Consider the following 17,877-nt stretch of genomic DNA (forward strand, 5'->3'; position numbering starts at 1 on the left):
CGGTCCGGGTCACGGGTTGTTTCGGGGGCTGGGCCGGCGGTCACTGGCCGGCATTGGTCAGCGGGACGAAGCCGAACTCCGCAAACACCGCCAGCGCCTCGCCCGACTTCAGATAGCTGAAGAAAAGCTGGGCGTTGGGGTTCTTGGTGGCGGCGGTGACGGCGGCCGGATAGATGATGGCAGGGTGGGTGTCCTTGGGGAAGGTGGCGATGATCTTCACCCCCTTGTCCACCGCCGCGTCGGTGCGGTAGACGATGCCCAGCGGCGCCTCGCCGCGGCTGACCAGGGCCAGGGCGGCGCGCACGTTGTCGGCGCGGGCCAGCTTCGGTTCCACCTTGTCCCACACGCCGAGCTTGGTCAGGGCCGCCTGGGCGTACTTGCCCACCGGCACATTGGAGGGATCGCCGGTGGCCAGACGCCCGTCGCCCAGCAGCGCCACCAGATCGACGCCCGGCTTCAGATCGACCGTGGCGGTGGAATCCTTGGGCGCCACGATGACCAGATCGTTGCCCAGCAGGTTGATCCGGGTCTTCGGGTCGATCAGCGACCGCTTTTCCAGGTAATCCATCCATTCCAGATCGGCGGATGCGAAGATGTCGGCGGGGGCGCCGTTCTCGATCTGCTTGGCCAGCGCCGAGGACGCGGCGAAGGAAGGCGTGACCTTGATGCCGGTCTTGGCCTGGAACTGGCCGCCGATCTTTTCCACCGCGTTCTTCATGCTCGCCGCGGCCATCACCAGCACGTCCTGGGCCTGGGCGGCGCCGGGAGCGCTGAAGACCACCACACCGGCGGTCAGCGCGCCGGCCATCAGGGCCGCCGCGGCGCGGCGGGACACCGTACGCAGAAAGGACGGGCGGGCCACAGGGGCGGGCTGTCCGTCGTTGGTGCGAAGGCGCGGCAGGGCGTTGCGGATCGCCATATCGTTTTCCTTTTCCGGTTGATGGCGGCGGTGACGGCACGGCCGGTTCGCGGTACCGGTTTGCGGGCGCTCTGCCGCCGGGAAGAAAGACTTTATATCCGAGAGGATATAGCCAATTTTGCATGAGCGTAAAGCAGTTTCCGGCACCCCCTATCCGGCCCCGTCCGCGCCGGCGGCCGGGGTGCGTCATCCTGTTGCAGGGGGCGTAAAGGTTTTCTTGTGACTTGCACCGATAAAAGACTGCGATCGGTTCGAGCACGTAAGGAGGTGCTTCGCTTTGGCGAAGAGTTTCGCTACCGACCCATCGAAGATGGCTGTCCGTTTGTCCCCGGTCGGCGGGGAATTTCATGACTCCTATCGCGAAGGGGTCTATCGCACCGGAATTTTTCCGGAAACGATCCGCCATGCTCGGCTTCTTTTCTTGCTTTCTGCGATCCTGAACAGCCTGTTTTTTATCAGCGACTGGCGGTTCCAGGGGACGGAGCACTTTTTTGTCGCGGTGCCCGCGCGGGGGGTGGTGGTTGCGGTTGCGCTGGTCTGCCTGATCCTGATCGGGCGGGCGGGCAGCATGGCCGCGGCGCAACGGGTGATGGGGCTGTGGCAGGCGGGCACGGCGGTGCCGGTGGCCTTTCTGGTCAGTTCCCACAGCGATCTGGCCTTTCTGGTGGTGTTCATGCTGCCGGCGATCTTCTATCTGGCGGTCCCGGCGCCGTTCCGGCAGACGGTGGCCGGCGGGGCGGGGTGCAGCGCGCTGATGCTGGCGGGCTACCTGCTGCCGGTGCCGTTGCCGCCCACCGTCACCGGGCTGGTTCTGGGCATGGTGATGCTGAACGCGGCGTTGCTTCTGACGGTGGTCCGGTCCAACCGGCTGCGCCGTCTGGAATGGGCGGCGGCCGAGGCCGAGCGCCGGACCAAGGAGGAATTGGCCGCCAGCCGTGCCATGCTGGAGACCATGTTCATGGCGGCCCCCCTGCCGCTGGTGGTCACCGCGCGGGCCGACGGGGCGATTTTGCGGGCCAACCAGGCGGCCTACCGTTTCTTCGGCGGCGACCCGGCGGCGTTGGGCATCGAAACCATGGCCGAGATCTACAGCGACCCGCTGCAGCGCGGCGCCCTGCTGAAGGAGATGGAGCGCTGCGGGCGGGTGGACGGGTTCGAAGCGCGGGTGCGGCTGGCCGGCGGAGACCTGCGCGACGTGCTGATCGCGGCATCCCCCATCGTGGTGAACGGGGAGGAACAATTGATGGCCGGCGTGGTGGACATCACCAGCCGCAAGGAGATGGAGGCGCACCTGGAACGGCTGGCCACCACCGATCCCCTGACCGGGCTGGCCAACCGCTACCGTTTCTTCGGCGTGGCGGAGCAGGAAATCACGCGTGCCGCCCGCTATGACCGCCCGCTGGCGGTGCTGATGGCCGATCTCGACCATTTCAAGCGCATCAACGACACCTGCGGTCACGAGGCCGGGGATTACGTCCTGACCGCCTTTGCCGCCCTGTGCCGCCAGATCCTGCGGCCCAGCGACCAGATCGCCCGCTTCGGGGGGGAGGAGTTTGCCCTGCTGCTGCCGGAAACCGGCCTGCCGGGTGCCGTGGCCCTGGCCGAACGGCTGCGGGCGGCCACGGAAACCCTGTCCGTGCCCGACGGCCGGCTGCGGGCCAGCACCAGCATCGGCGTGACCGTGGTGCATCCCGGCGAATCGTCGGTCGATACGGCGCTGTCCCGCGCCGACCGGGCGCTCTACGCCGCCAAGCAGGGCGGGCGCAACCGCGTCTGCGTGTCGGACGAGGACGCGGTGGCGGAAACGGCGGGGGAGTAATGGCGGATGAGTAACGGCGCGAACGCCGGAGGAGAGGGCCCACACGAGAAGGGTGGGCCCACAAGAGAAGGTATGGTGTCCGCGGCGGGATTCGAACCCACGGCCCCAGGATTCGTACCACTTCGGCTTTCACCGCCGCCCCCCATGGGGCGTTCGTGGTCTGGACTGTCCCTTCACCATAGGCCGCCCGGAAAGCCGGAAGACCCGTAGGCGCTGCCCATCCAGTCTCTACACCTTCCCCGTTTCCGGGGCTTGGCTCGGGATTGGCAAGGTGCGGTGCGCACCGTAGCGTTCCCCGACTTTGAGCAGATCCGCTGCGGTGTTTCCAGCCGCAGCGCCCAATTTGATTTAGGAATCCTGTGCTCTATCCTGCTGAGCTACGCGGACACTGACCTTCGGCGCACGGACGGCTGGTGTCCGTGGCCGGACCTTCCCGTGTCGTGCGATGCGGCGCATCATATCGGGCGCGGGCGGCAGCGGCAACCCCGGATATGGGGCTTACCAGGTGCGGACCGGCCCGGTGTCCACATGGACGAAGTTGCTGCGGGGGTAATAGCCCACGCCGCCGGCATGGAGCTGCTTGGCCTCCTGCATCAGACCCTTCAGGTTGCGGTCGGGCAGGTGGACGTCGATGGCCATGGCGCGGGTGTGATAGCTGTCCTTCGCCACCCCGCGGGACCGGCGGCGGGCCACGGCGTTGGTCTTGCGCGAGCGGTAGCCGCAGATGACCTGGAACGGCTGGGACGATTCCATCCGCCCGTGAAGCTGGGACAGGATGTCGAACAGGCGGGGGTCGAATTTCTGCACCGCCCCGGCGCGGTGGTCGCGCAGCAGGACGTCCAGCTTGCGCAGCGCATCCTGGCGATAGGCGCCGTTGGCCCAGTAGACGTCGTTGAAATTCTCGCCGGTGTTGATGTTGTGCAGATTAAGCCGGCGGACGGACGTCCCGGCCGGGACCGCCGCTTCGGCGCTGCGGGGCGCTGCGAACACCGTCGGAAGGAGTAAGGCGGAGGCTGCGGCGAGTCCAAAGGACAGAAAACGGCGGCGTCCCAGCTCGGGCGCCTGGACAGTCTCGTCACCAGCCTGCATACCCAACCCCCTGGAAGTCTGAACCAATCGTTAAAATTCGAACTAAAGCTTGTTCTCGTTACGCCCTCGGCAGTGAATCGGCCCCGTGTGCGGGACCAACCACCCCTCCACCGGAAGGCGTGCTGTCGAACGCCCGGTAAAGAACCCTTTTTCTTATGGTCATACCGGAGCAGATGTTTCGTATAGGCGAGATGGCGGGGGAGATCAACCTCTTTCGTCTTTCGCCTGTGCCGGATCGGTGAAAGATCTATGTCTTTCCTTGTGGGTGGCCCGATTTCCGATTCCGCGGGGGTGCTCCGCAAGAGAACGCGCAAGCCTTTTTGCGATGGCTCATGTAAAGACAGGATGAGACGGGCATTCATGAATAGGGCCGGGGTATCGGACCAGACAACCGATCCGGGACTGACGTGGGGATACGAGCGATGATGATCGGGCTTAAGCCGTGGAGGATGGCGGTGACACTGGCGGTTCTGGCCATCGTGCCGGAATCGTCGTGGGCGGCAGGGTTCCGTGATACGCTGGCCGGGTGGGCCGGCCGTCTTGATGCCGCCGCCGCCACGGCGGAAGCGGCCCCGCCGGTGACCGCCACCCGCATTCCGCCGGGCACCGCCCTGAAGAAGGGCACGGACGGCGACCGGGTGCCCCAGCTGGTCCAGCGGCTGACCGAGCTGGGCTATATGAAGCCGGAGCAGCAGACGGCCCTGTTCGACGACACGGTGGATGCCGCGGTGCGGGCGTTCCAGTTGTCGCAGAACCTGAAGGCCGACGGCGTGGTGGGCGGGGCCACCCGCATCGCGCTGAACCGCACGCCGGCCGATTCCGTCCGGTCCATGCGCCAGAGCGCCGAGGCCATGCGCAACCTGCTGGCCACCATGCCGGATTCGGTGCTGCTGGTGAACCTGCCCAGCCAGACGGTCACCCTGGTCCGCGACAACGCGGAGGTGATGACCATGCGCTCGGTGGTGGGGCGGCCGTCGCGCGAAACCCCGCTGCTGCAGGACCGCATCACCCACATCATCGTCAACCCCACCTGGACCGTGCCGCCCACGGTGCTGAAGGAAGACAAGCTGCCCATGCTGCGCGCCCGCGGCACGCCGGGCATTTCCAACGCCACCGTCTATCTGGACGGCGAACCCGTCCCGCCCGAGGTGGTGGACTGGACCCAGGTCACGCCGGGCCGGGTGCGCATCGTGCAGCAGCCGGGCGACCACAACGCGCTGGGCCGGTTCCGCTTCAACCTGACCAATCCCTACAACATCTACCTGCACGGCACCAACGAGCCGCGGCTGTTCGACCGCGACCTGCGCACGGTCAGCTCCGGTTGCGTGCGGCTTCAGGACGCCCGCGCCCTGGCCGAGGTGCTGCTGGCCGAGGTGAACGTCACGCCCCAGCGCATCGATGCCATCCTGGCCAAGGGCACCACGGAATGGATCAAGGTGAAGCCGCTGGAGGTGCGTTTCGTCTATTGGACCGCCACCGTCGCGCCCGACGACAGCATCCAGCTTCACCCCGACGTCTACGACATGGTGGAGGACGCCCCCCAGCGCGCCGCCGCCGCCGCGCCCCCGCGGTCGGGGGCGTAAGGGCCCGGCGATACCCTGAATACGGAACGGGCCGGAGGAAACTCCGGCCCGTTCCCGTTCGGGGAATGGGTCAGACGGCGGCCAGCGCCTCGCGCCGTTGTTCCACCGCCCGGTCGGCGGCCTTGCCGGTCAGCTCCTGCAGCCGGTCGAACGCCCAGGTGTAGGTGCCGACCCCCAGCGACAGCGACCGCAGCTCCACGATCAGATCGTGGATTTCCGCCTGCGGCATGGTGGCCTTCACCTCGTCCCACCCCTGCCAGCCGGGCCGGGCGTCATAGCCCAGGATCTGGCCGCGCCGCCCGCTGATCAGCCGCTGGACCTTGGGCGTGTAATCCGACGGCACGGCGACGGTCACGGTCAGCACCGGCTCCAGCAGCACGGGATCGCATTTGGGCATGGCTTCGCTCATGGCCTGCCGGGCCACGGTCTTGAACGCCATTTCCGACGAATCCACCGCGTGGAACTGCCCGCCGGTCAGGGTGACGGCGAAATCCACCACCGGAAAGCCCAGCGGCCCCTGCACCGCGTAGTCCCGCACCCCGGCCTCCACCGCCGGGATGTACTGGCGCGGCACCGCCCCGCCCACCACCGCGTCGAGGAAGGCGATCCCCGCCCCGCGCTCCTGCGGGGCGATGTCCACCTGGATGTCGGCGAACTGCCCGTGGCCGCCGGTCTGGCGCTTGAAGCGGGCGTGGTGGGACGTGCCCTTGCGGATGCTTTCCCGGTACGGCACCTGGGGGGCGCGGCCCTTGACCGCCACGTTGAACTTGCTGCGCAGCCGGTCCATGGCGATGTGCAGGTGGATGTCGCCATGGCCCCACAGCACCATCTCGCCCGTGCCCGCCGTCTGTTCGAAGCGCAGCGAGGGATCCTCCTCGATCAGCTTCTGGATGGCGGCGGACAGCTTCACCTCGTCGTTGCGGTTTTCCGCGTGCAGCGCCAGCCCGAACACCGGCGGCGGCACCTCGGGCCAGTTTTCCGCCCGGCCCTGGTTGCCCTTGTCGGTCAGCAGGTCGCCGGTGGCGGCCTTGTCCAGCCGGCCCAGCGCCACCACGTCGCCCACCGCCGCCTGGGCCAGCTTCTGCTGGTCCTTACCCATCAGGCGGTAGAGGCCGGACACCCGCTCGCCCCCCAGCGCCATGCCGTCGGTCACGGTCCCCCACCAGACGCGGGCGATGCTGAGCTTGCCGGTGTGGGCGGCGTTGAGCGTCTTGAACGGCTGCACCACCGTGCCGCCGTCGGGGATGGACAGGCGCTCCGCGGTGGTGGCCACGTCCGGGGCCTCGTGCCGCAGGGCCTTGAGCAGGCGGCGGATGCCGCCGTCGTTCTCCGCCGAGCCGAGGAACACCGGCACCACCAGATCCTGGGCCAGATCCTTGGCGAACTGCTCGTAAACGGTGCCGGGGTCGGGACGCACGTCCTCAAGAAGCTGTTCCAGCAGGGAATCATCGAAATCGGACAGCGCCTCCAGCATCTCCTGGCGCGCTTCGCCCTCGCGGTCCCTGACGGAGTCGGGCAGGGCCATCAGGTCCGACGGCTTGTGCGGGTTGAAGTGATAGGCCCGCTCGCTGACCAGATCCACATAGCCGGTGATGCGGTCGCCCTCGCGCACCGGCACCTCGCGCAGCACCAGCGGGCGCGACGACACCGCCTGGTATGCCTGCACCACGTCGCGGATGCGCAGGTCGCCCAGCGTGTCCACCTTGTTGATGAACAGGATGTGGGGAATGCCGTTGTCGTCGAGGAACTTGAACAGCGGGGCCAGGATCACCGCCTTTTCCGCCTGCGGCTCGGCCACCACCACCGCCACGTCGCAGGCCATCAGCGCGCACTGGGTCTCGTAGCCCAGCTCCACCGAGCCGGGGCAGTCGAGGAACTGCCAGCGCTCGCCCAGATACTCGCAGCCGGCGACATTGATCTCGACGCTCATCTGCCGGGCCTTGGCTTCCGGCGACGCGTCGCCCACCGCGTTGCCGTCCCGCACGCTGCCCTTGCGGCCGATGGCCCCGGTGGCGGACAGCAGACTTTCCAGCAGCGTCGTCTTGCCGCTGAGATAGGGGCCGGCCAGGGCGGCGCAGCGGACCGTGGGCACTTGGGAATGGGGCATGAACACCTCCCGTCAGTCGTTGTGCTGTTCGTTTTTCGGGCCGTGAGGCGCGTTTCTTCTCCCGCTGCCGCGGGAAGGAACGGCTGGGACTGTTACCCGGCATGGTCCCACCCGCCGGCCCCGGCTGTCGATGGAAAAAGAGGCGGCATCCCGTCACGGCGGGGTGTGGTGCAGCAGAATTGCGTTTGACGCATAGATGCCATGCGTCCATAGGCCGCAGTGGTCAAAAACGGGTTGAATTGCCACCAACATCCTGATTCCGCTTACCTTTTGTTCGGCGCACCCGGCTATCGCAACCGATACGTTTATTGCATTGCGGTAATGTCTTGTGACAGACACAAAACCTGCCTGACAAATTGCTGAAATCTCCGGGCTGTAAAACTTTTGTACCGATCGGGAAGCGTGATGTGCGCCGTCTGGGTTTTCCGGTGCGATACGGGCGGCGGATTGCACGCCGTGCTGAACTTCTGGTCCGTTTGCGCGGCCCATGGGGAACGAAACACAACGGGCGTCATTTTTTGAGGGGGAATAGTCCATGCTGAACATCACCCGCACCCTGGCCGCCGGTCTGACGGCGCTGGCCCTGTCCGGTGCGGTTTTCGCGGTTGCCGCACCCGTGCCCGCGTTCGCCCAGGCCGCACCCACCCAGGACGAAGCCAAGGCCCTGACCCTGAAGGCCGCCGACCTGATCGCCGCCAAGGGGCTGGAAGAGGCGTCGAAGGTCTTCAACGACAAGGGCGAGTTCAATTACGGCGAGATCTACGTCAACGTCATCGACCTGGACGGTGTGTGGCGCGTGTACCCGCCGCGCCCCGCCGGCGTCGGCCAGAACGTGCTGAACGTCAAGGATCCCGACGGCCGCATGATCGTTCAGGAAATCCTCGCCACGGCCAAGGACAAGGGCGAAGGCTGGGTCGAATACCGCTGGATGAACCCCACCACCAACAAGATCCAGCCCAAGGTCACCTTCGTGAAGAAGGTGCCGGGCCTGGATTACGTCGCGTACGTGGGGATCTACAAGTAAGGGCACGGGCGGCCCGGACCATCATGGTCCGGGCCGTTTTCCATGGGTTGAGCCGGTTGGATCGGGAAAAGGGGGGTGGCATGAACGGGGGATTTCTCGCGGGCCTGAGCGGAACCTCGGTGGCGGCGCGGGTCTTCGCCGCCCCGCTGATGGGCATCCTGCTGACGGTGGCGGCCCTGGTCCTGGCCGACCGTCAGGCGGAACAGGCGGTGACCTCGGTGGACCAGATCCACCAGTCGGCCACATCCCGCCGCGCCCAGATCGACCGGCTGGTGGCCACCGCCTATCAGATCCACAGCGACGTGTCGCGCCATCTGGCGCTTGCCGGGTCGGGGCTGGAGGACGCCAAGCTGCAGGAGATCCGCTCCGCCATCACCGCCAGCACCGCCAAGGCGGGCAAGGCGCTGGAAACCCTTAACGCCATGCCGCTGGCGGCAGCGGAACGCGCCCTGCTGGCCGACGTGCAGAAACGGCTGGCGGCCTATGCCAAGGCGGTGGACGAGATGAACCAGATGGCGGCCATCGACCGGCTGATCGCCATCCCGCTGATGTCCCACGTTGACGATCAGTTCCGCGGCCTGACCGGCAAGGCGCTGGAGGCGCAGACCGCCATCGAAGGGTCGGCGGAACGCGCGGTGCAGGACACCCGCGACGGTGCCGCCGCCGCGCGGTTGCAGTTCGCGCTGGTCATGGCCGGTCTGCTGGCCGGCATGCTGATGGCCGGTCTGCTGTTGGCCCGCAGCATCACCCGCCCGCTGGGCGCCCTGTCCGAGCGCACGGCCGGGCTGGCCGCCGGTGATCTGAACAGCGAGGTGCAGGGCACCTGGATGAAGAACGAGATCGGCGCCATGGCCCGCGCGCTGAAGATCTTCCAGGACAACGCGCGCGAGGTGGAGCGGCTGAAGCTGGAGCAGGAGCACCAGAAGGCCCAGGCGGAAGAGGAGCGCAAACGGGTGGTCCGCGAGCTGGCCGACCTGTTCGAAGCGCGTGTCAGCGAAGTGGTGCAGCAGGTGGGCAGCGGCGCCCATCAGGTGCGCTCCAACGCCCGCGGCATGCTGGACCGTGCCAACGACGCCAACCAGAAGGCCGCCGCCGTGGCCTCCGCCAGCCAGCAGGCGGGCATGAGCGTGCAGACCGCCGCCACCGCGGCGGAGGAGATGTCGGCCTCCATTGCCGAGATCGGGACGCAGGTCCGCCGGTCCTTCGACATGGTGCGCAGCGCCGTGACGGCGGTGGACGAAACCAACGGCCACGTGGTCGGGCTGTCGGAAGCCGCCGGCAAGATCGGCGAGATCGTCAGCCTGATCAATTCCATCGCGGCCCAGACCAACCTTCTGGCGCTCAACGCCACCATCGAGGCGGCGCGGGCCGGCGAAGCGGGCAAGGGGTTCGCCGTGGTGGCGTCGGAGGTCAAGAATCTCGCCACCCAGACCGCCAAGGCGACCGAGGACATCTCGACCCAGATCGCCGGGATGCAGCAGGTGACCGGGGCCGCCGTCAACGCGATCCGCGGTATGGGGGAAACGGTGGTCGCCATCGACACCATCATCGGCGCCATCGCCGCCTCTATGGAGCAGCAGGGGGCCGCCACCCAGGACATCGCCCGTCACGTGCAGGAAGCCGCCGCCGGCACCACCGAGGTCAGCCAGAACATCGCCGTGGTGTCCACCTCCGCCGGCCAGACCGGCACCGCGGCGGGGGAGGTGCTCCAGGCCGCCGAACTGCTGGACGGGCAGGCCGCCAAGCTGAACACCGAGGTCAAGCAGTTCATCGGGCGCCTGCGCCACGGGTGACGGGGCTGTGGCGGGCTTGCGAAGGGGCGCTCCCGCGGGCCGGGGCGCCCCTTCGCCGTTCCACCTAGGCCGAGTGTCCGGGTTCCGGTTTTTCCCGGAACGGCCATAATCCCGACCCGGCGTGGGGGTATGCGTCGATCCGCCGCTGCCGCTTGTTAGAACTATTCTAGAAAGTGGTCTTGTGAAAGCGCCGCGCGCGGGCTACCTTATGTCCACGAGATCAAACGACCGGCCCCCCGGCGGGGAGCCACGGCAGGGAGTATGGATACGATGAAGATCGATATCGGCATCAGCGACAACGACCGGAAGGCCATTGCCGAGGGGTTGTCCGCGGTTCTGGCCGACACGTTCGCCCTGTACATCAAGACCCACGGCTTCCATTGGAACGTCACCGGCCCGATGTTCAACACGCTGCACACCATGTTCATGCAGCAGTACACCGAGCTGTGGACCGCGCTGGATGAAATCGCCGAGCGCATCCGCGCCCTGGGCTACCCGGCCCCGGCCAGCTTCACCCAGTTCGCCAAGCTGACCTCGGTGACCGAGGAAACCGCGGTGCCGCAGGCCAACGACATGATCCGCCAGCTCGTCGCCGGGCACGAGACTGTGGCCCGCACCGCCCGCGGCATCTTCCCCCTGGCCGAGGAAGCCAACGACCAGCCCACCGCCGACCTGCTGACCCAGCGTCTGCAGATCCATGAAAAGACCGCCTGGATGCTGCGCAGCCTGCTGGAATGACGGTTGCCGGTTCCTCCGGTTGCCGGTTTCAGACCCCGCCGCGGCATGCCCGCGGCGGGGTCTATGCTTTCGGGGTATAGGCAATATGGGGGTGCAACCTTAACCCTTGCCCACGTTCCACGACTGCGTTTGCCGTGGTATTTCCTTGCCGTGAAAAGAAGAAGCACCGGATGCGGGGGGTGGTGGCGTAATGCCGGATCAGCGTTCCGACAGCAGATTTTCCGTATCCCCCAAGGATACGGCTCCGATCGAAGGGGATCTGCGTGATTCGCCTGAGCATACGAGCTTTCGCCTTTTGGCTGAAACCTTGCCGCAATTGGTGTGGAGCGCGGATGCCCACGGCCATGTGGATTATATGAACGGGCGCTGGTTCACCTACACCGGCCAGCCTCCCGTCACCGGCATGGCGTTGGGCTGGATGGAGGTGCTGCACCCGGACGACCGCGAGGCGACGGTGGCCCGCTGGTTCCGCAGCATGACCAGCGGCGAGCCTTATGAGATGGAGCACCGGCTGCGCGGGGCCGACGGGGAATACCGCTGGTTTCTGTGCCGCGGCCTGCCGTTGCGTGACGGGGCGGGGCGGCTGGTGCGCTGGTTCGGCACCAGCACCGACATCAGCGGCATGGTGGACGCACGCCACGCCCTGGCCCGCAGCCGCAACGACCTGGAAGAACTGGTCGCCCGCCGCACCGCGCAGTTGGAGGACGCCAATCGCCGCCTGATCGCCGAGATCGACGAGCGGCGCCAGGCCGAAGCCGCCCTGCGTCAGGCCCAGAAGATGGAGGCCATCGGCAAGCTGACCGGCGGTGTGGCCCACGATTTCAACAACCTGCTTCAGATCATCTCCGGCAATCTCCAGCTTTTGGAGCGGGACGCGGCCATGGACACCAACGGCCACCGCCGGCTGCAGACCGCCATCGCCGCCGTCGGGCGCGGGGCCAAGCTGGCGGCCCAGCTTCTGGCCTTCGCCCGCCGCCAGCCGCTGGAGCCGCGCCCGGTGGACCTGTCGCGCCTTCTTGGCGGGATGGATGATCTGCTGCGCCGGGCGCTGGGGGAAACGGTCCATGCCGCCACCCACGCCGAACCGGGGCTGTGGCCGGCGCTGATCGACCCGGCGGAGCTGGAGAACGTCGTCCTCAATCTGGCGGTCAACGCCCGCGACGCCATGGCCGGCAGCGGCGCCCTGACCATCCGGCTGGAAAACGCGGTGCTGGACGTGCACGCCGCCGCCCGTCTGCCCGATGCGGCACCGGGGGATTATGTGATGCTGTCGGTGGCCGATACCGGCTGCGGCATGGCCCCCGATGTGCTGGAACGGGTCTTCGAGCCCTTCTTCACCACCAAGCCGGACGGGCAGGGCACCGGGCTCGGCCTGTCCATGGTCTATGGCTTCGTGCGCCAGTCCGGCGGCTGCGTCACCATCGACAGCCGGGTGGGGGAGGGCACGGTGGTCCGCCTGCTGCTGCCCCGCGCCGCCACCGCCGCCGAGGATGCGCCCGTGGCCGAGACCGGCCCCGTGGTCGGCGGCTGCGAAACCATTCTGGTGGTGGAGGACGATCCCGACGTGCGGGCCACGGTGGTGGATCTGCTGACCGATCTGGGATACCGCGTTCTGAAGGCCCCCGATGCCCAGAGCGCGCTGTCCATCATCGAAACCGGCGTGCCCATCGACCTGCTGTTCACCGACGTGGTGATGCCGGGGCCGCTGCGGTCCACCGAACTGGCCCGGCGGGCGCAGGACATTCACCCCGGCCTGGCCGTTCTGTTCACCAGCGGCTACACCGATGGCGCCATCGTCCACGACGGGCGGCTCGATCCGGGGGTCAGCCTGCTGAGCAAACCCTACAACCGTGAGGATCTGGCCCGGCAGTTGCGCCGTATGCTGGGCCGCCGTTCCGCGGCCCCCGCCGCCGTGCCGGCTCCAACCCCGGCCCCGGACCGGCACTTGCGCATTCTGTTCGTTGAGGACGATGCGTTGATCCGCATGGCCACCACCGACCTGTTGCTGGAGCTGGGCTACGCGGTGACCGACGTGCCCGACGCCGAAAGCGCGGTTCCGCTGCTGGATCAAGAACCGTGGGATGTGCTGTTCACCGACGTCAGCCTGCCCGGCATGTCGGGCATCGCGCTGGCCGAACAGGCGCTGGCCCGCGCCCCGGAATTGACGGTGATCGTGTCGTCCGGCTATGGCCGGGATATGGAAACGCTGAACACCGGGCTGCCGCTGCTGTATCTGCCCAAACCCTATGACCTGGACCGGGTGGAACAGGTGCTGGCGGCGGCCAGGGCGCGGGCGGCGGGATGACCCGCCGGCCGGGCTTCGGTCCCGGTGGCGGTGCGTTCTCAGTCGGCGGCGTCGAGGGCCGAACCGACGGCGGCGGCGCGGCGGCGGGCGATGATGCACTGGACCTTGTGCACGACGAACACCATGCCGAACATCACCGCGAACACGCCCAGCATCGCCACCGTGAAATAGGATGCGAACTGCTCCAGAACCGGGCGCAGCAGGTTCCCGGCCGCATAACCGATCCCGACGAAGCCGATGGCCCACATCCCGGCGGCGATGAAGTTCAGGTAGAGGAAGCGGAGGCCCTTGAGCTGGCTCATGCCCAGCGCGAAGCTGGCGAAGTTGCGCACGCCGTAGATCCAGCGGAAGCTGAGGATGAATTTCCAGTCATGTTTCTCCAGCCAGCCCGATGCCTTGTCCACCGGCTTCTGCCAGCGCGGGAAGCGGCGCAGCAGTTTGGGGCCGAAGTAACGTCCTGTATAAAAATAGGTTTGGTCGCCGCAGAAGCTGCCCAGCCACGCGCACGCCAGCAGCAGCGGACCGTCGAGCAGCCCCTGCGAAATCAAAACACCGGCATAGATGACAAAAGTTTCACCTTCGATAAAAGTCCACAAGAAGGTGATGATGTAAAACCAGACTCCGTATTCCGCAATCAGTTGTTGAAGCGAGTGGAGGTCCATGCCGGTCCTGCAAGGTTTGGTGCCAAATGGCGGGCGCGGCGGATGGTAACGCCGTTCCACCACACAGCGCAACGTCATTCCGGGAAATCCGGCGGACGGCTGGAAATATTATTGTGGCATCCGCGATCCCCTTGCGATTCTATTGCAGCGCAACCACGGGGATTGGAGCCGGTCAACGGCCAAACTTCCGCTCAGGTGTCGTCGCCCGACAGCTCCCCCACCGTCTGGCGCGCGGCCCGCAGCAGCAGCGGGTTGGGTTCGGCATCCCGTTCCCCGTCCACGCCGCCGTCATCGTCCCAGTCGCCGCCCGGCGTGACGCGCTGTTTCAGTTCCCGCGCCGCTTCGGTCAGCAGGTGGGCCAGCTTGGCGTCGGGCAGTGCCTGCACCAGCGCGCGGATTTCCGCCAGCGACAGGCGGGCGGGGTCGAGCGGGTCCACCGGCGGCGGGGCGGCGGCGAACAGCGGTGGCAGGCTGGGGGCCGTCTGGGCGGCCGGGACCGGTTCATGCACCTGATCGACCGCGACGGCGGCGGCGGCGCTGCGGCGGGGGGATGCGCCGCGCCGCCGCCGGCCCGCGGGTGGAGCGGTTTCCGGCAGGTCGTCGAACAGCAGCGACTGCCCCGCCGGGGGGAGGGGGGCCGGGGACGGGGGGGCCGGAAGGGCTTCGCCGGTTTCGGTGTGCATGACCGCCGCTCGCAGCTTGATCCGTTGAATGTTCTCGTTCCATTCTACGGATTGCGCGGCGGATGTCGAGGGGGAATGATCCCGTTCCGTTCTGGTTTTACAGCAGATCCCGCAGCATGGCGACCAGCGGGACGTCGGCGGGTGGCATGGGGTAGTCGCCCATGCGGTTGGGCGTGACCCAGGCCAGTGTCTGCCCCTCCAGCGGGCGGATCTCCCCGTTCCACACGCGGCAGACATAGAGCGGCATGAACAGGTGGAATGTCTCATAGGAATGGGACGCGAAGGTGAAGGGGGCGAGGCAACTGGCCGCCGTGTCGATGTCCAGTTCTTCCTTCAACTCGCGCACCAGGGCCGCTTCGGGCGTTTCGCCCTCGTCCACCTTGCCGCCGGGGAATTCCCACAGGCCGGCCAGTTCCTTGCCCGGCGGCCGCTGGGCCAGCAGCACCCGCCCGTCCACATCCACCAGTGCCACGGCGACGACGAACAGAACCCGCTTGGAACCGGCGGGCGGGGTGGAGGTGGGGTCGAAGCAGTCCATGAAAGCACCCTTGGTCAGAATGGCGAAAGGGCCGGCGGAGCGCATGCCCCCGCCGGCCCTTTTCCCGTGATCCGTATCCGGCACCGGGGGCCGGCGTCAGCTCCGGTAGCTGCCGTTGATGTCAATATACCCGTGGGTCAGGTCGCAGGTCCACACGGTGGCGCGGCCCTTGCCCAGGCCGATGTCCACCAGGATGTCGATCTCCTGCCCCTTCATGTGGGCGGTCACCGGGGCCTCGTCATAGCCGGGCACTTCCATGCCCTCGGCGCAGATCAGCACGCCGCCGATGGTGATCTTCAGCAGGTCGCGGTTGGCCCGTTCTCCGGCCCGGCCCACGGCGGCGACGATACGGCCCCAGTTGGCGTCCTCGCCCGCCACCGCGGTCTTGACCAGCGGCGAATTGGCAACCGTCAGCGCGATGCGCTTGGCCGCGGCATCGCTCTCGGCCCCGGCGACGGTGACCGACACGAACTTGGTCGCCCCTTCGCCGTCGCGGATGATCTGGTGAGCCAGATCCAGCATCACCGCTTCCAGTGCGGCACGGAAGCCGTCGAGCGCGGGGTCGGCCCCGTGGGTGACCGGCGGGTTGCCGGCCTTGCCGGTGGCGAACAGCAGCAGCGTATCGGAGGTGGAGGTGTCGCCGTCCACCGTGATGCTGTTGAAGGTGCGCTCCGTCAGGTCCGACAGCATGGTCTGCAGCGCCTTGGCCGGGATGGCCGCGTCGGTGAAGATGAAGCCCAGCATGGTCGCCATGTCGGGGGCGATCATGCCCGACCCCTTGGCGAAGCCGGTGATGGTGACGGTGGTCGATCCGATGGTGGCGGTGCGGGTGGACGCCTTGGCGAAGGTGTCGGTGGTCATGATCGCGCGTGCCGCCGGCTCCCAATGGGGGCCGAGGGTATCGGCCATGGGCGGCAGAACCTTGGCGATGGCATCCGCGGCCAGCGGCTGGCCGATCACGCCGGTCGAGGCCACATACACCTCTTCCGGGGCGCAGCCGGCCAGGCCCGCGGCGGCGCGCACGGTGTCGCGCACGGTGGCGTCACCGGCCTTGCCGGTGAAGGCGTTGGCGTTGCCGGCGTTGACCACCAGCGCGCGGGCCAGCCCGTGGGGCAGGGCCATGCGGCACCATTCCACCGGGGCCGAGGCCGCCAGCGACCGCGTGAGCACGCCGGCCACGGTGGTGCCGGGGTCCATCACCGCCAGCAGCAGATCGTCACGCCCCTTGTATCGGATGCCGCTGTTGGCCGTGGCCAGACGCACGCCGTCCAGGGCCGGCAGCTCGGGAAACGCGGAGGGAGCAAGCGGGGAGACGGTCAAAGCCATGGTCGCATTCCGTGTCTGGTGAAAGCCGGCCCCGGCGCGGGGCGGCAGGGCCGTGACGCCCGTGGCCGCCGGAAGGGTTTTCCGGCGGCCACGGGGCATCGTCCTGTCTTGGACGGATAGGGATACCTGCGGCGGCGCCGTTTGTCGATGACCCGCGGGGCCGGGGCAGGGCTGCGGGATTCGTTGGCAAAGCGCCTGATTCTCCCTCGTCCCGCCCTTTCCCCGGTGGGGGGGAGAGGGCGGGAGGCAGGGGCACCCGGATGAAAAACCCTTACTTCTTGGGTTCTTCCTTCTTCGGCTCGTCCTTCTTGGCCGGCGGGGCCGCGTCCTTCTTGGTCTCGTCCTTCTTCGGCTCTTCCTTGGGCGCGGGCGTGCCGTCCATGCGGAAGGTCTCGATGGAGGCGGTGGCCTTCAGGTCGTCGATGACGCCGCTGACGATTTCCTTGGAAAGCTGCTGTTCCAGCTCCGGCTTCACCTCGTCCAGGCTGGGCTGGGGCTGGAGCCGCTTATCCTCGACCTTGATGATGTGATAGCCGAACTGGGTCTTGACCGGGGTCTTGCTGATCTCGCCCGGCTTCATGGCAAAGGCGGCCTCGGCGAACGGCTCCACCATGGTGTCCTTGGTGAAATAGCCCAGATCGCCGCCCTGCTGGGCCGCCACCGTGTCCTTGGACTTTTCCTTGGCGATCTTGGCGAAATCGCCGCCCTTGGCCAGCTCGTCGAGGATGGCCTTGGCCTCCTCTTCCTTCTCCACCAGGATGTGGGACGCCTTGACCTCTTCCTGCGCCGGGTTCTCGGCCAGATACTGCTTGTACTGCTCGGCCAGCGCTTCGGGGGTGATGCGGGCGTGGATCTGCTGCTGGATGTAGGCGCGCTGCACCGCGCGCTCCTCGGCGCGCTTCAACTCCTCCTTCACCTCCGGCGACTGCTCCAGCTTTTCCTTGTAGGCGGCGACCGACACCAGCTTCTGGCTGATGATCTGGTCGAGCAGCGGCTGGAACAGCATCTCCAGCGGCATCTGCTGCACCTGGGGCGGCAACTGGCCGACGGCGCGCATCACCTCGCCCAGCTTGACCTCCTGGCCGTTGACGCGGGCGACCACGGTGTCAGGGTTCGGCGCGGCGGCGGGGGCCGGGGTCTGGGCCGGTGCCGGGGTCTGGGCCGGGGCAGGGGCCGGAGCGGGGGTCTGGGCGTGGGCGGCGAGCGCCAGCCCGGCGGCGGTCAGCGACAGAAGGGCGGCGCGAAACACACGAATCACCTGGAGAACTCCATTTCCTGCGGGATGGCGGAG

At 67.6% G+C, this 17,877-nt stretch carries 15 protein-coding genes; 6 read left to right on the plus strand and 9 right to left on the minus strand.

From position 1 onward, the window contains the following. Window positions 1-40: 40 nt before the first annotated feature. Window positions 41-919, minus strand: a complete 879-nt coding sequence (gene modA / locus M2352_RS07410) for a molybdate ABC transporter substrate-binding protein (protein ID WP_264663854.1) — start codon at window positions 917-919, stop codon at window positions 41-43. A 421-nt stretch (window positions 920-1,340) separates the two neighbouring features. Between modA and M2352_RS07415 the strand changes: the two genes are divergently transcribed. Continuing rightward, window positions 1,341-2,738, plus strand: a complete 1,398-nt coding sequence (locus M2352_RS07415; protein WP_264663855.1) for a GGDEF domain-containing protein — start codon at window positions 1,341-1,343, stop codon at window positions 2,736-2,738. Window positions 2,739-3,236: 498 nt separating this feature from the next. On the opposite strand, the gene M2352_RS07420 is transcribed toward M2352_RS07415, so the two are convergent. Next, window positions 3,237-3,827 (minus strand): DUF882 domain-containing protein, encoded by a 591-nt coding sequence (locus tag M2352_RS07420; protein WP_264663856.1) that lies wholly within the window; start codon window positions 3,825-3,827, stop codon window positions 3,237-3,239. 422 nt (window positions 3,828-4,249) lie between these two features. On the opposite strand from M2352_RS07420, the gene M2352_RS07425 reads away from it, so the two are divergent. Next, window positions 4,250-5,410, plus strand: a complete 1,161-nt coding sequence (locus tag M2352_RS07425; RefSeq protein ID WP_264663857.1) for a L,D-transpeptidase family protein — start codon at window positions 4,250-4,252, stop codon at window positions 5,408-5,410. 70 nt (window positions 5,411-5,480) lie between these two features. Here M2352_RS07425 and M2352_RS07430 read toward each other — a convergent pair whose 3' ends face one another. Together M2352_RS07430 and M2352_RS07435 are read right to left on the minus strand one after the other, a co-directional pair. Then, window positions 5,481-7,517: an elongation factor G gene (locus M2352_RS07430; protein ID WP_264663858.1), complete on the minus strand. Its 2,037-nt coding sequence runs from the start codon at window positions 7,515-7,517 to the stop codon at window positions 5,481-5,483. 153 nt (window positions 7,518-7,670) lie between these two features. Beyond that, window positions 7,671-8,054 carry a hypothetical protein gene (locus tag M2352_RS07435; protein ID WP_264663859.1) on the minus strand — a complete coding sequence of 128 codons (384 nt, stop codon included), beginning with the start codon at window positions 8,052-8,054 and terminating at the stop codon, window positions 7,671-7,673. Here M2352_RS07435 and M2352_RS07440 point away from each other — a divergent pair. From M2352_RS07440 to M2352_RS07455, 4 genes are all read left to right on the plus strand, one after another. Continuing rightward, window positions 8,053-8,541: a cache domain-containing protein gene (locus M2352_RS07440; protein ID WP_264663860.1), complete on the plus strand. Its 489-nt coding sequence runs from the start codon at window positions 8,053-8,055 to the stop codon at window positions 8,539-8,541. The genes M2352_RS07435 and M2352_RS07440 overlap by 2 nt on opposite strands. Window positions 8,542-8,621: 80 nt before the next feature. Further along, the gene (locus M2352_RS07445) at window positions 8,622-10,334 is read left to right on the plus strand and encodes a methyl-accepting chemotaxis protein (RefSeq protein ID WP_264663861.1); all 1,713 of its coding nucleotides are present in this window, start codon (window positions 8,622-8,624) and stop codon (window positions 10,332-10,334) included. 270 nt (window positions 10,335-10,604) lie between these two features. Next, complete coding sequence (locus tag M2352_RS07450) at window positions 10,605-11,072, plus strand: Dps family protein (RefSeq protein ID WP_264663862.1); 468 nt, start codon at window positions 10,605-10,607, stop codon at window positions 11,070-11,072. A gap of 190 nt (window positions 11,073-11,262) precedes the next feature. Next, complete coding sequence (locus tag M2352_RS07455; protein WP_264663863.1) at window positions 11,263-13,377, plus strand: response regulator; 2,115 nt, start codon at window positions 11,263-11,265, stop codon at window positions 13,375-13,377. Window positions 13,378-13,415: 38 nt separating this feature from the next. On the opposite strand, the gene M2352_RS07460 is transcribed toward M2352_RS07455, so the two are convergent. The 5 genes from M2352_RS07460 to M2352_RS07480 all read right to left on the minus strand — a co-directional run bounded on the left by M2352_RS07460 (window position 13,416) and on the right by M2352_RS07480 (window position 17,844). Then, window positions 13,416-14,117, minus strand: a complete 702-nt coding sequence (locus M2352_RS07460) for a DedA family protein (RefSeq protein ID WP_264663864.1) — start codon at window positions 14,115-14,117, stop codon at window positions 13,416-13,418. 113 nt (window positions 14,118-14,230) lie between these two features. Next, window positions 14,231-14,722 (minus strand): hypothetical protein, encoded by a 492-nt coding sequence (locus M2352_RS07465; RefSeq protein ID WP_264663865.1) that lies wholly within the window; start codon window positions 14,720-14,722, stop codon window positions 14,231-14,233. Between the two features lie 97 nt (window positions 14,723-14,819). Continuing rightward, window positions 14,820-15,260 (minus strand): (deoxy)nucleoside triphosphate pyrophosphohydrolase, encoded by a 441-nt coding sequence (locus M2352_RS07470; RefSeq protein ID WP_264663866.1) that lies wholly within the window; start codon window positions 15,258-15,260, stop codon window positions 14,820-14,822. A 96-nt stretch (window positions 15,261-15,356) separates the two neighbouring features. Further along, window positions 15,357-16,586 carry a bifunctional glutamate N-acetyltransferase/amino-acid acetyltransferase ArgJ gene (argJ, locus tag M2352_RS07475; protein ID WP_264663867.1) on the minus strand — a complete coding sequence of 410 codons (1,230 nt, stop codon included), beginning with the start codon at window positions 16,584-16,586 and terminating at the stop codon, window positions 15,357-15,359. Window positions 16,587-16,857: 271 nt separating this feature from the next. Continuing rightward, a complete protein-coding gene (locus M2352_RS07480; protein ID WP_264663868.1) occupies window positions 16,858-17,844 on the minus strand; it encodes a peptidylprolyl isomerase in 987 nt (328 codons plus the stop codon). Window positions 17,845-17,877: the final 33 nt, after the last annotated feature.

This window comes from Azospirillum fermentarium, from assembly GCF_025961205.1.
Lineage (GTDB): Bacteria > Pseudomonadota > Alphaproteobacteria > Azospirillales > Azospirillaceae > Azospirillum > Azospirillum fermentarium.